The organism is Pelagimonas phthalicica, assembly GCF_004364805.1.
In the GTDB taxonomy this organism is placed as follows: domain Bacteria; phylum Pseudomonadota; class Alphaproteobacteria; order Rhodobacterales; family Rhodobacteraceae; genus Pelagimonas; species Pelagimonas phthalicica.
In genome coordinates this window covers 1248257-1261081 of record NZ_SOAP01000001.1, presented here as the reverse complement: position 1 = coordinate 1261081, position 12825 = coordinate 1248257, and the positions used below count along the sequence as shown (strand labels likewise).

The following is a 12825-nucleotide window of genomic DNA, read 5'->3' as shown; positions in this document are numbered from 1 at the left end:
GTGGTCCGGCAATGTCGCAGGTTAAGGCAAAGCTAAAATGGGAGGTCCAAATGCGGACACGTGCAGCTGTTGCACTTGAGGCGGGCAAGCCTCTGGAAGTGATGGAAGTGAACCTCGAAGGCCCCAAGGCGGGCGAGGTTCTGGTGGAAATCAAAGCCACAGGCATTTGCCACACGGATGAATTCACCCTGTCAGGGGCCGATCCCGAAGGGTTGTTCCCGGCTATTCTGGGTCACGAGGGCGCGGGTGTTGTCCTGGAGGTTGGCGAAGGCGTGACCTCGCTCAAACCGGGCGATCATGTGATCCCGCTTTACACACCGGAATGCCGGGAATGCGAATATTGCCTATCGGGTAAAACCAACCTGTGCCAGGCGATCCGCAGCACGCAAGGTCAGGGCTTGATGCCCGATGGCACCACGCGGTTCAGCATGTTGGATGGCACGCCCATTCTGCATTACATGGGCTGTTCGACCTTTGCCAATCACACGGTCCTGCCGGAAATTGCACTGGCCAAAGTGCGCGAGGACGCGCCCTTTGACAAGATTTGCTATATCGGTTGCGGGGTCACCACCGGGATCGGCGCGGTGATCAACACCGCCAAGGCCGAGATCGGCTGCCGGGGCGTGGTCTTTGGCCTCGGTGGCATTGGTCTGAACGTGATCCAAGGTCTGCGCATGGCTGGCGCGGATCAGATCGTAGGTGTTGATTTGAACCCGGACAAAAAGGCCATGGCCGAGCGGTTCGGCATGACCGACTTTGTAAACCCGGCTGAGGTCGAGGGTGATCTGGTCGCGCACCTGGTAGAGCTGACCAAGGGCGGTGCGGATTATTCCTTTGACGCGACCGGCAATGTCAAAGTCATGCGCGACGCGTTGGAATGTGCCCATAAGGGCTGGGGTGAGTCGATTATTATCGGCGTGGCTCCGGCGGGTGCTGAAATCTCGACCCGTCCGTTCCAACTGGTCACTGGCCGCGTTTGGAAAGGTACTGCCTTTGGCGGCGCGCGTGGTCGGACAGATGTGCCCAAAATCGTTGACTGGTATATGGACGGCAAGATCGAGATCGACCCGATGATCACCCACACCCTGTCACTCGACGACATCAACAAGGGTTTCGACCTGATGCATGCCGGTGAATCGATCCGCTCTGTGGTGGTGTTCTAAACTGTTGCAAAACCAATGAAGATAAAGGGGCGCGCACTTGCGCTGCCCCTTTTATTTTAGTGATTCTTGATAAAACTTGACGGCATCTCTGTCTAAATAAACGTTGCCATTGGGCGCAAAGAGCACGCGGAGGTTGGGTAAGTCGGCAATAGGGCTAAGGTCTTCGATCAACGACGGATCCAAGTTCAGGCTTTCGAGCGTTGAGATATTGGCCAGTGCAGCAATGTCATTGACATTGGTGCTTCGAAGGCTGAGATGGGTGAGAGGCAAACTCATTATTGTTTCTAAATCGATGTTGCTGGCTCCATCTAAAAATAGCTTCCTTAAGAACGTCAGTTTCTTGACGTCCTGGAGGGTGAGGTCGCCGATGTTTTCTAGATTGAGAGATGTGGCATCGAAGTTAACGCAAGTGTTGACGACCCATAGACGTTCTTTACCAAACCGGTCGGGGCAGTCAGCGTCAGTTTTTTTGGAAACCTGTCTTTCGAGCTTTCTAATTTGCAGACTCAAATTACGGTTCTTAGTTTCAAGCTTGTCGATGGTTTCATTCAGAGATGAAGCCTGATCTGAAAGTTGGTCGCGTTCGGTCTCAAGGCTCTCGACCATAGCATTCAGGTTTTGCAGTTCCACGGCGGCTTTTTCCAACCGGGATTTGTTCGCTAGCTCTTGCTCGTTCAGCCTTTGTTCGTAGCTATCCTTGGCTTCTTTAACGGCAGAGCCTGGTACGATTAGCTGCAAACTGTATGCGATGGCACCGACAAGAAACAAGACCGTTGCACCTAAAGCCATCACCTCCGCGAAATACGCCCAACTAGCCTGCTTTTTGTTGAGGTCTTGCGGGAGGGGCAAAGCTTTTATGCGTTCTTGCGCATCTTGTGCAAACGCACCATTTGGGAAATCTCGCAGGTAGACCTCATAAGACTTTTCGGAATCAACTCTCAACGCAAATTGGTATTGTCTTAGATCCTGCTCCAAAGCGAAGGAACTTGTCGGGGCTGAGTCGATTTCGCCACGTTCCTTAGGTTCGATCAACTTTGAGACTTCGGAGATGATTTCCTTCAACGCGGTCTCGCTCAACGGCGAATCAAATTCTAGTCCTTGGTCATCCGCAAGATCCATAGGCATTTGTGCACCTAGATCACCGATGTAAACTGGGAGGTAGATATTGCTAACCTCGCGACCCTTATCCTTGGCTTCTTGCTGCAGCTTCTTGGTGAGGCGGGCTTCTTTAGGGATCCACTGAGACCGTGTGGCTGCTTCGGTCCATAAGACTAAGGTCAGCTTGGCGCTGCGTACCATCCGATCTAGCACTTCGTTGAAGTTTTCACCTTTGTCGATTTCTGCATCAGCAAATGTAGTGAAATTCGCGTCTTGTAACGCGCGGATCACCTTGTCACGCAAATGCGCTTCTTCGCGTTTGTAGGAAACAAAAATATCAAGATCGATTGACATAATAAACTTCGCGTTGGAGGTGTTCCCATTTAGTCTTTTGCAACGCGGATTGTCCACGATTTTGCATCAACACCTTATTGACGAATCTTGAACGCAGACAGATTCTCAAAGGTACAAAAGCGAAAGCGTTAAAATAGGAAAGCCTCCACATGACCGTCACGATCCGCCCGTTTTCTGAGGGTGATGTTTATGCCGTTCTGGCGATGATCCAGCCGGTTTTTGCTGCGGGGGATACCTATGCCATCGATACGGATATGAGCGCCGAGGAAACGCTGGCCTATTGGACCGGGGGCGAGAAACATACCTTTGTGGCCGAAGAAGACGGCGCGTTGCTTGGCACCTATTACGTGGTGCGCAATTTTAAGGGTGGCGGTAGTCATGTCTGCAATTGCGGTTACATCACTGCCGCAGCAGCGCGGGGCAAGGGGGTGGCGCGGGCGATGCTGACGCATAGTTTGGATCAGGCGCGCAGCCTGGGTTTTCGCGCCATGCAATTTAACAGCGTCATCGCCACCAATACCCGAGCCATCGACACCTGGGAACGGGCGGGTTTTGAGGTGGTGGGCCGTTTGCCCGAGGCGTTTTTGCACCCCGAGCAAGGCTATGTGGATGCGCTGGTGATGTTTAAGACGCTTTAAGAGACTTCGATCACGCTCTTGTCGATGGCCAGAACATAGCCGCGTCGGGCGATATTCTTGACCAGCAATTCGCTGACCATCTGATTGCCCAAGCCGTCCCGCAGCCGCTTGATGCGGGTCGCCCCTGCTGCCTCTTCGCAATCGCTTTCGTCTTTGCCAGAGATCAGCGCTTCGATCTGGGCACCGGTCATGATGTCATCATCCATGCGGGCCTCGGCCAGAACAGACATGGTTTCCATCATGGCATCGGTCAGTTTGAACCCCATCGTGTTCAGATAGACCTTGTTTTCGGCGCGCGAAATCACCAGCGAACTCACTTCGATCCCAGACCGTTCAATCTGGGCCATGCGGCGATTCAACGTGACCAGCATGATCAAAAACACCAGTGCCGAAATCAGCATCGCAGCGGCAAAGATCAGCAGCACAAAGATCACCATGCGATAGCTGGTCAGCGTATCACCAAAGGCGGTGCCGCTTTGCGCCAGAATCTCAAGCAGTTTCACAACCGGCTGTTCGGTCAGATTGTCATTCTGCACAAAGATCTGCTCGACTCGGGCGTTGAACGCATTGGCATCGGGCAAGGTCAGCAACAGCATGACACCGGCCAGAACCAGAATCGCCACGATGGTGGTGATTCCGATGGTTACGATCCGACTGCCTGCTCGCAGATTCTCAGTAACGGAGGTAGTACTCACCAGCATTTGCCCTTTTCGCACCCGAAGGCGTGTTTTCCGACAGACCAACCACGTTCAGCAGTGTCCAGCCACCGGACGCAACGCGCCGGCTTGCCGATTGTGCCGCCGCGCTGGCAGAGGGGCAAGATCCATCAAGTGACAGGATGCCGTAATGCAGACGCAGGGGGCTGTCCTTTTTGGCTTTGTATTCAACAAAGCAGTCAGCCTGCGCCGCAGCGGGCAGTGCCAGGGTGATGGCCACAAGGAGGGGGGCAATGAAATGTCTCATGGGGCCAAGGTGCGCAAAACTGCGCTGAAATTCAATAACAGACGCGAATTCGGGGGCTTGGCCGGGCTGATATTCGATAACCGCGCGGCGTTATTGCCAGATTTCGGCGGTTTCGGTCAGGGTCGACTCACCAAAGCTGATCCCCAGCGAAAACAGATTTGACCCGAGAGGAGTTTCCCATGTCTGCTAAATTCATTACCGGCGTCCTGACAGCCGCTGCCTTTATTACAACGCTTGCCATTGCGGCCCCTGCCGAGGCCGGGAGCAAGAAGAATGACAATCTGAAAAAGTTCATCGCAGGGGCGGCGACCCTGTATCTGCTGCATGAGTTGCATGAGAACGGCAGGATAAAGGTGCATGGCTATAACGGTCATGGCCATGGTCACGGCGGCTGGAAATCCAAAAAGCCTCCGATCCCGCGCTACTGCATCACCAAAGTCGGTGGTAAGAAAAAGGGCAAGCGGATCGCGACCCGTCGCTGCCTCAAGCACAATTACAGCGCGTTCCACCGCCTGCCGAAAGCCTGCAAAACCACCTACTGGCGCAAGGGCCACAAGCGCCCGGCCTACGCTGTGCGTTGCCTGAAGAACCACGGTTTCCGCATTTCCAAGCGTCACTGATTTCGTTCGAGCAGCTCCGCGCCCCTGCGGCGCGGGCAACCCCGGGGGTCTGTCCCACCCCCTGCTCCGAGGGGCCTCGTTTCGGCGAGGCCCCTCTTTTCCTTTTGTGATTTCTGGTCAAGAGTGTGCGCGAAACACGACAGGAGGGCGGATCATGGCCACAGGCTATTTATCGACACATGTTCTAGACACGGCGCGCGGTGTGCCTGCTGAAGGCATCAAAATCGCGCTCTATAAGGTGACGGGCAACAGCCATCGCAAAATCGCCGAGACCGTGACCAATGCCGATGGGCGCACCGATACGCCGATTTTGCCCGCGGAAAAGTTCCAGACCGGCACCTATGAGCTGATCTTTTTCACCGGTGATTATCTACGCGAGACCGGGCAAGCGGGCGAAGATCCGCTTTTCCTCGACCAAATCCCGATCCGCTTTGGCATGGCCGATCAAGACGCCCATTACCACGTCCCACTCCTGCTTTCGCCTTATGGGTATTCGACCTATCGGGGGTCCTGAGCGAGGCTTTGCTGTTGTCTGTAGGCTGAAGTGACGGTCGTTTCGGAGTTTTTCATCGAATGCGAACAGGCGATAATAGTGGGCACCAAAGCATAACTGCCTCGTTTTTCTAACTCTGCGGTGTTGACCTATAGGTGATTGCGCGATCTTGGGTTAACAAAAGGTAAAAGCAAAACGCCCGATAAAAGAGGCAGGAGCAGAGCATGAAAGATTTACTACTACAGGACGTCGCCCATGATTGCGCGGTGAACCGGTTCGGATTCTATTGCGTTCCCGAAGCGTTTCAGCACACCGAGGTCGCAAAAAAACTGCGCAGAGGTGAGGTGAATGAGCCGCGCACGCTGGAATTGATCAGCCGCATGGTCGGCGAGGGTGACGTGATCAGCGGTGGTTCTTTCATCGGGGATTTCCTACCGCCTTTGTCTAGCTTTCTTGTCCCGGGCGCGCGGGTACACTCCTTTGAACCCAATCCCGACGCTTTTGATGCGGCCTCGCAGGTGATCGCGCTGAATGCCTTGCTTAATGTTGATCTGCACCCGGTCGCCGTGGGCAAAGAAGAGGCGGTTCTGCCGTTTCAAAACATGCGCCGCAGCGGCAAAGCCATGGGCGGGCTGTCCAAGATTGTTGAAGAACATATCGAAGGTCAAACCGTCGAAGTGCCCGTGACCCGGCTTGACGATCTGATCGACGCGGGCCGCAAAATCTCGGTCCTGCAGCTGGATATCGAGGGGCAGGAATGGCCGGCTTTGCAAGGCGCGCAGGGGATCATCACGCGCAACATGCCGATGATCGTCGTCGAGTCCTTGGAAACCACCGAAGCACGTGTTGATGAGGATAAGCTGGCTGAACTGGCCCCCGATGCGGGCTATAAATTCATGGGCAAGATGGAGCGCAATTCCTTCTTTTTGCCATTGGCCGCGCGCGGGCTCTGAGCCACCGTCGCGTTAGTGTCATGCAAGACGGATAGGGCTCTGACATCTCACTGTCGGAGCCCTTTTCATGAGCCAGATCATCAAAGACACCACCGATGACGCCCTGATCCAGGAATACCTGAACAAGGGCGGTAAGATCACCAAAGGCGCAACCAAGCCCCCCAAACCCGAACTGGGCCTGTCCAAGGGCACGTGGGGTCAGGTGCTGAGCAAAGAAGAAAAGGCCGCGCGGGACGGTAAAGCGTAAGTCCTCTGTACATGAGCTGAGGGAGTGATTATCTACCCCTCCCATGGCTAAGAAACCCGCATCCGACCCGAATTACAAAGTGATCGCCGAAAATCGGCGAGCACGGTTTGACTATGCCATCGAAGATGACATCGAATGCGGGATCGTACTTGCCGGGTCCGAAGTCAAATCCCTGCGTGAGAACTCGGGCAACATTGCCGAAAGCTATGCTGCGGTTGAGGATGGTGAGCTTTGGCTCGTGAACTCTTATATCGCACCGTATGACCGGGCCATGTTCAGCCATGAGGAAAAGCGCCGCCGCAAGCTGCTGGTGTCCAAGAGAGAGCTGTCGCGCCTGTGGAACGACACCCAGCGCAAGGGCATGACCATCGTGCCGCTGGTGATGTATTTTAACCATAAGGGCATCGTGAAGCTCAAGATCGGCATCGCCAAAGGTAAGAAAAACCACGACAAACGCGAGACCGAGGCCAAGCGCGATTGGGGTCGCCAGAAACAGCGGCTGCTCAAGCAGGGTTGAAGATAGACCTTTTGGGGGGAACGCGGCGATGTTCTTCCCGTAATCAGCGCCATGTCATTTCTGTAATCTTCGCCCCGTAACGCGGGGAAACCCGATTTGGGTGTGGAAGGAATACGGAATGGAATTGATTATTGGTTTGATCTCGGGCGCGATTGGCGGCAACGCCGCTGGTGGTTTGCTGAAAAACCTCAACCAGGGCACGTTGATCAACTCGCTGGCCGGTATCGTTGGTGGTGGCCTGGGTGGCACGATCCTGTCTCAGCTTGGTCTGGGTGGTATGGAAGGCGCCGCCGGGGGAATGGATTTGGGTAGCATTCTCAGCCAAGTTGCCGGCGGTGGCGTTGGTGGCGGCGTGGTTCTTGCCATCGTTGGTGTGATCCGCAACAAATTGACCGGATAAATTCAGGTTTTGCGCCCTTCGAGGCGCATGCCGATCTTGCAAGCGCCGCCCCCGGGGCCTATGGACATAACGATCCATGATTTCGGGGGTGTGCCATGTCTCACGACGATCCCAAAACGCTTGTGTCCACCAGCTGGCTGGCGAAACATATCAAAGACCCCGACCTGCGCATTCTGGATGCGAGCTGGTACCTGCCCGCAATGGGCCGCGACCCAAAGGCCGAATATGACGCAGCGCATATTCCCGGGGCGCGCTTTTTCGACATTGATGATGTGAGCGACAACCGCTCTGACCTGCCCCATATGGTGCCGCCGGTGGAAAAATTCATGTCGCGGCTGCGTGCCATGGGGGTGGGCGATGGCCATCAGGTGGTGGTCTATGACGGGATGGGCCTGTTTTCCGCCGCCCGTGTCTGGTGGCTGTTCCGTCTGATGGGGCAGGATAATATTGCTGTTCTGGATGGTGGTCTGCCAAAGTGGCAGGCCGAAGGGCGCGAGGTCGAAGATCTCCCTCCCGTGATCCGCGACCGCCACATGACCGTGCGCCGTCAGGCTCATATGGTCAAAGATGTGACACAGGTCTCGGCGGCCTCGAAACTGAAAGACCACGAGATCCTGGATGCCCGCGCGCCTGGCCGGTTCCGCGGCGAAGATCCCGAGCCGCGCGAAGGCATGCGCGCCGGGCATATTCCAGGGGCTAAAAACGTGCCCTTTGCGACGCTCTTGAACGCAGATGGCACGATGAAAGATCCCGACGGTCTGCGCGCGGCCTTTGCTGCGGCGGGCGTGGATCTGAACAAACCAGCCATCACATCCTGCGGGTCCGGCGTGACCGGCACGATTATCAACCTGGCGCTTGAGGTGCTGGGAAAGCGCGATCACTCGCTTTATGACGGGTCCTGGAGCGAATGGGGGCAGTTCCCCACTCTGCCCGTCGCCACCGGAGAAGACTGATGTTCGAAACTCTCACAGAGCAACCTGCCGATAAAATCCTGCAGCTGATGCAGATGTATCGTGAAGATCCGCGCGAGGGCAAAATTGACCTCGGCGTGGGTGTTTACAAGGACGCGACGGGCAAAACGCCGGTCATGCGTGCGATCAAGGCGGCGGAAAAGAAGCTGTGGGAAGAACAAGACAGCAAGGCCTATACCGGTCTGGCCGGTGACCCGGCCTTTGCGGATGCGATGATTAACTTGGTTCTGTCTGACAGTGTGGCCCGCGAAAACATTGCCGCTGTGGCGACACCGGGTGGCACCGGCGCTGTGCGTCAGGCTTTCGAACTGGCGCGTTTGGCGAAATCCGATGTGCGGGTGTTCGTGTCGGATCCGACCTGGCCGAACCATGTGTCGATCCTGAAATATCTTGGCATTGAGGTTGTGACCTATCGCTATTTCGATGGCGAAACGCGCGGCGTGAACTTTGAGGGCATGGTTGAGGATCTGGCCAAGGCGGGTCCGGGTGACATCGTGCTGCTGCATGGTTGCTGCCACAACCCGACCGGGGCAAACCTGAACCTGACCCAATGGCAAGAGGTCGTGGACCTGCTGAACAAAACCGGCTCGGTTCCAATGATCGACATCGCCTATCAGGGCTTTGGCGACGGGTTGGAAGAAGACGCGGCGGCGGTTCGCTTGGTGGCCTCCTCTGTTCCGGAATGCCTGATTGCGGCGAGCTGCTCCAAGAACTTCGGTGTCTATCGCGAACGCACGGGTCTGCTGATGTCGATCGCGGCGGATGCGTCCAAGACCAAGCTGAACCAAGGCACATTGGCGTTTTTGAACCGTCAGAACTACTCCTTCCCGCCAGATCATGGCGCGCGGGTGGTGACAATGGTGCTAAACGATCCGGCGCTGCGCGCAGATTGGCAGGCGGAATTGGAAGAGGTGCGCACCTCGATGCTGGGCCTGCGCGAGCAACTGGCCTCGGAATTGCAGCGCCTGTCCGGTTCTGACCGTTTCGGCTTTATCGCCCAGCACCGTGGCATGTTCTCGCGTCTCGGGGCCTCGGCTGAGCTGGTTCAGAAACTGCGCGAAGACCACGCGATCTATATGGTGGGTGACAGCCGTTTGAATATCGCAGGTCTCAACAAAACCTCGGTGCCCATCCTGGCAGAGGCCATCATCAAGGTTGGCATCTGATCCAACTGTCAAAAGGTGCGGGCCAAGGCCCGCGCTTGATATCTCAGCCCCCGCCTTGTGCGGGGGCTTCGTGTTTGGCGCTTTTGGCGGATGGAGGCGCGAGATAGGACTGATGGCTTTTTTGCTTTGAACTGGGAAGCCTCCGGCGGGAGTATTTGGCACCAAGAAGAAGCACGGCCTTTGTTTCTTCTTGGCGGTAAGTACTCTGGGGGTGAATGGAGCCGTCAGGCTCCAGAGGGGGCGAGCCCCCTGACCCGCCCGCCGCAGGCGTTTGGGGTCAGAATATGGCGCAGCAGGGCAACGGGATGGCTGCGCAGGGAGAGGCGGGTAGAGACATAGTCTTCGACCACGTGTTCGCCCAAGGTCATGGCAGGGAGCTGGTTTTTGGGTTCAAAAATCGCCTCCCCATCCAGATCTCGGGCGAAAAGTGGCAATTCTGCGCCTTTGACCAGGGCCTTGGTGTCCCATTGCGCCTCGCGCCGCGCCTGGCCGGTCTCAGCAAAAACGTCGGCTTCGGCGAGGCGGGTCAGGATCTCTGGGGACAGGCCCGCCTTGCGCCAGACATCGCGCACGGAGTGATAGCCATTGCCACGCGCGGCGGTGATCCAGCTGGCATCTTCTTCGCGGATGCCCTTGATTTGGCGAAAGCCCAGGCGCAGGGCCAGACCACCATTTTCATCCGGCTCCATCATATTGTCCCAAAAGCTGGCATTGATGCAGACCGGGCGCACCTCGACCCCGTGTTCGCGCGCATCGCGCACGATCTGGGCCGGGGCGTAGAAGCCCATGGGCTGCGCATTCAGCAGCGCGCAGGCAAAGATACCGGGATGGTGGCATTTGATCCACGCGCTGGCATAGACCAGCAGGGCAAAGCTGGCGGCGTGGCTTTCGGGGAAGCCATAGGAGCCGAACCCTTCGATCTGGGAAAAGCAGCGGGCAGAGAATTCTTCGTCATAGCCATTGGCGCGCATCCCTTTCATAAAGCGGTTGCGGAATTCGCTGACATTGCCGTGTTTCTTGAAGGTGGCCAGCGAGCGGCGCAGCCGGTCTGCCTCGGAGGGGGAAAAACCGGCACCAATGATGGCGATCTGCATGGCCTGTTCCTGAAACAGCGGCACGCCCATGGTCTTGCCCAGCACCGCGCCGAGTTCGTCCGAGGGAAAGGTGACCTCTTCTTCGCCATTTCGGCGGCGGATATAGGGGTGGACCATGTCGCCCTGGATGGGGCCGGGGCGGATGATGGCGACCTCGATCACCAGGTCATAAAAATTGCGCGGCTTCATGCGGGGCAGAAAGTTCATCTGCGCCCGGCTTTCGACCTGAAAGACGCCGATACTGTCAGCCTGACACAGCATGTCATAGACGCGCGGATCTTCGGGGGGCAGAGTGGCAAGGCTGTAGTTGGGGCCGTGATGGCGTTCGATCAGGTCAAAGGCTTTGCGGATGCAGGTCAGCATTCCAAGGCTCAGCACATCGACCTTGAGAATGCCAAGCGCGTCGATGTCATCCTTGTCCCAGCAGATGACGGTGCGCTCTTCCATGGTGGCGTTTTCGATGGGGACGAGTTCGTCAAGTCGGCCTTCGGTGATGATGAACCCGCCCACATGTTGCGAGAGATGGCGCGGGAATCCGATGATTTCATAGACCAGTTGCAGGGTCAGTTGCAGCTGGCGATCCGTCGGGTCGAGGCCAATTTCGCGCATGCGGCTGGCCTCGAGACCTTTGGCCGAGAAGAAGCCCCAGAGCTGCGAGGAGAGCGCGCCGATCGTGTCCTGGGACAGGCCCATGGCGGTGCCCACCTCGCGGATGGCGCGTTTGCCGCGGTAATGGATGACGGTGGCGCAGAGCCCGGCGCGGTGGCGGCCATAGCGCTCATAGATGTGCTGGATCACCTCTTCGCGCCGTTCATGTTCGAAATCAACATCGATATCGGGTGGCTCGTCCCGCGCCTCGGAGACGAAACGTTCAAACACCATGGTGCCGATTTCGGGTGAGACAGAGGTCACGCCGAGGCAATAGCAGACCACGGAATTGGCGGCCGAGCCGCGGCCCTGGCAGAGGATGTCGCGCGAGCGGGCAAAATCCACGATGTCGCGCACGGTGAGGAAATAGGGTTCGTATTTCAGTTTGGCGATCAGGGCGAGTTCGTGGTCGAGCATGGCGCGCACCTTGTCGGGGGCACCGGTGGGATAGCGCCAGCGCAGGCCTTCTTGTGAGAGGCGGGCGAGCCGTTCGGTGGGGGTTTCATCCTGCGTGATCTCTGAGGGGTATTCATAGCGCAGGGAGCTAAGGTCAAACTGGCATGCCTCAAGCAGATTGGCGGTGCGGGCAATGGCGGCGGCATGGGGGCCAAGGATCTTGTGCATATCCGCGCCCGAGCGCAGGCGTTGTTCGCCGTTGGCCAGAGAGCTGCGGCCCAGCTTGTCGACGCGGGTGCCGGTGCGAATGGCGCTGAGCACATCGGCCAGCCGCCGCCGGGTTCCGTGATGCATCCGCGGCGCGGCGCTGGCGATGGTTGGGATATGCAGGCTTTGGGCGAGCTGTGCGTGATGGTCAAAGCGTTGCGTATCTTGTCCGTCATAGCAGGGAGAAAGCGCGAGATATGTGTCCCGGGGCAGGCGGCGCGTCAGCTGTTGCGCCTGTTCCAGCCAGTCATGCGCGCCGCGCGGCAGATGTTGCGTCTGCGGGTTCGGGTGCAGGATCAGGATCAACCCGGTCATGTCATTGGGCAGGTCAGACAGGCGGAGATCGCAGGCCCCTTTTTCAGCCCTTGTACGCCCTGTGGTCAGCAAGCGGCAGAGCAGCGCCCAACCCTGACGGCTTGCGGCGAGGGCCGTGGCCTCGATCCCGTCGGAAAAGCAAAGGCGCGCGGCGGGGATCAGGCGCGGGACATTGGTGATATGTTGTGAGGGTGGTGGCGGGATATGGGCCGGGCAGGGCGGCCCTGTGACTCCATCGCGCGCCTCACTCTCGGCGCGTTCCTGAACAAGCCGGGAAATATCGCGCATCTTGGTATGGGCGCGCACGATCCCGGCCACGGAATTCTGATCGGCAATGGCAATGGCGCTGAGGCCCAGCAGGGCGGCGCGGTCCATATACTCCTCGGGATGGGAGGCCCCGGTGAGGAAGGTGAAGTTTGAGGTGATGCAGAATTCGGCGAACATGGGTGAAGTATATTCACGCTTTGTTCTCATGTGGAGTCTGTATGTTGATCGCGGGAAAACCGAGAGGTTCCGCGGTGT

14 protein-coding genes are annotated in these 12825 nt (G+C 57.4%); 10 read left to right on the top strand and 4 right to left on the bottom strand.

Annotated features, from left to right (window positions below; genetic code table 11):
* Positions 1-50: 50 nt before the first annotated feature.
* On the top strand, positions 51-1163 hold the full coding sequence (locus tag CLV87_RS06285) for an S-(hydroxymethyl)glutathione dehydrogenase/class III alcohol dehydrogenase (RefSeq protein WP_099244682.1): 1113 nt from the start codon (positions 51-53) through the stop codon (positions 1161-1163).
* A 51-nt stretch (positions 1164-1214) separates the two neighbouring features.
* Here CLV87_RS06285 and CLV87_RS06280 read toward each other — a convergent pair whose 3' ends face one another.
* A complete protein-coding gene (locus CLV87_RS06280; protein ID WP_099242712.1) occupies positions 1215-2615 on the bottom strand; it encodes a TIR domain-containing protein in 1401 nt (466 codons plus the stop codon).
* Between the two features lie 149 nt (positions 2616-2764).
* On the opposite strand from CLV87_RS06280, the gene CLV87_RS06275 reads away from it, so the two are divergent.
* On the top strand, positions 2765-3253 hold the full coding sequence (locus CLV87_RS06275; protein ID WP_099242714.1) for a GNAT family N-acetyltransferase: 489 nt from the start codon (positions 2765-2767) through the stop codon (positions 3251-3253).
* On the opposite strand, the gene CLV87_RS06270 is transcribed toward CLV87_RS06275, so the two are convergent.
* Both CLV87_RS06270 and CLV87_RS06265 read right to left on the bottom strand, forming a co-directional pair.
* Positions 3250-3948 carry a hypothetical protein gene (locus CLV87_RS06270; RefSeq protein ID WP_370739610.1) on the bottom strand — a complete coding sequence of 233 codons (699 nt, stop codon included), beginning with the start codon at positions 3946-3948 and terminating at the stop codon, positions 3250-3252. The two genes, CLV87_RS06275 and CLV87_RS06270, sit on opposite strands and share 4 nt — an antisense overlap.
* Positions 3926-4216 (bottom strand): hypothetical protein, encoded by a 291-nt coding sequence (locus CLV87_RS06265; RefSeq protein WP_099242718.1) that lies wholly within the window; start codon positions 4214-4216, stop codon positions 3926-3928. The genes CLV87_RS06270 and CLV87_RS06265 overlap by 23 nt, the downstream gene beginning before the upstream one ends.
* Positions 4217-4395: 179 nt before the next feature.
* On the opposite strand from CLV87_RS06265, the gene CLV87_RS06260 reads away from it, so the two are divergent.
* The 8 genes from CLV87_RS06260 (at position 4396) to CLV87_RS06225 (ending at position 9583) form a co-directional block, all read left to right on the top strand.
* Positions 4396-4836, top strand: a complete 441-nt coding sequence (locus CLV87_RS06260) for a hypothetical protein (RefSeq protein ID WP_099242720.1) — start codon at positions 4396-4398, stop codon at positions 4834-4836.
* Positions 4837-4990: 154 nt separating this feature from the next.
* Positions 4991-5350: a hydroxyisourate hydrolase gene (gene uraH / locus CLV87_RS06255; protein WP_099242722.1), complete on the top strand. Its 360-nt coding sequence runs from the start codon at positions 4991-4993 to the stop codon at positions 5348-5350.
* A gap of 203 nt (positions 5351-5553) precedes the next feature.
* Positions 5554-6282, top strand: coding sequence for an FkbM family methyltransferase (locus tag CLV87_RS06250; RefSeq protein WP_099242724.1), 729 nt, complete (start codon positions 5554-5556; stop codon positions 6280-6282).
* Between the two features lie 67 nt (positions 6283-6349).
* Positions 6350-6529: a hypothetical protein gene (locus tag CLV87_RS06245; RefSeq protein WP_099242726.1), complete on the top strand. Its 180-nt coding sequence runs from the start codon at positions 6350-6352 to the stop codon at positions 6527-6529.
* Positions 6530-6572: 43 nt separating this feature from the next.
* On the top strand, positions 6573-7046 hold the full coding sequence (gene smpB, locus CLV87_RS06240) for an SsrA-binding protein SmpB (RefSeq protein ID WP_099242728.1): 474 nt from the start codon (positions 6573-6575) through the stop codon (positions 7044-7046).
* A 118-nt stretch (positions 7047-7164) separates the two neighbouring features.
* Entirely contained in the window at positions 7165-7446 is a 282-nt protein-coding gene (locus CLV87_RS06235; RefSeq protein ID WP_099242730.1) for a hypothetical protein, read from the top strand.
* A 95-nt stretch (positions 7447-7541) separates the two neighbouring features.
* Positions 7542-8399, top strand: coding sequence for a 3-mercaptopyruvate sulfurtransferase (sseA, locus tag CLV87_RS06230; RefSeq protein ID WP_099242732.1), 858 nt, complete (start codon positions 7542-7544; stop codon positions 8397-8399).
* Positions 8399-9583 carry an amino acid aminotransferase gene (locus CLV87_RS06225; protein ID WP_099242734.1) on the top strand — a complete coding sequence of 395 codons (1185 nt, stop codon included), beginning with the start codon at positions 8399-8401 and terminating at the stop codon, positions 9581-9583. The genes sseA and CLV87_RS06225 overlap by 1 nt, the downstream gene beginning before the upstream one ends.
* 224 nt (positions 9584-9807) lie before the next feature.
* On the opposite strand, the gene CLV87_RS06220 is transcribed toward CLV87_RS06225, so the two are convergent.
* Entirely contained in the window at positions 9808-12747 is a 2940-nt protein-coding gene (locus CLV87_RS06220) for an error-prone DNA polymerase (protein ID WP_099242736.1), read from the bottom strand.
* Positions 12748-12825: the final 78 nt, after the last annotated feature.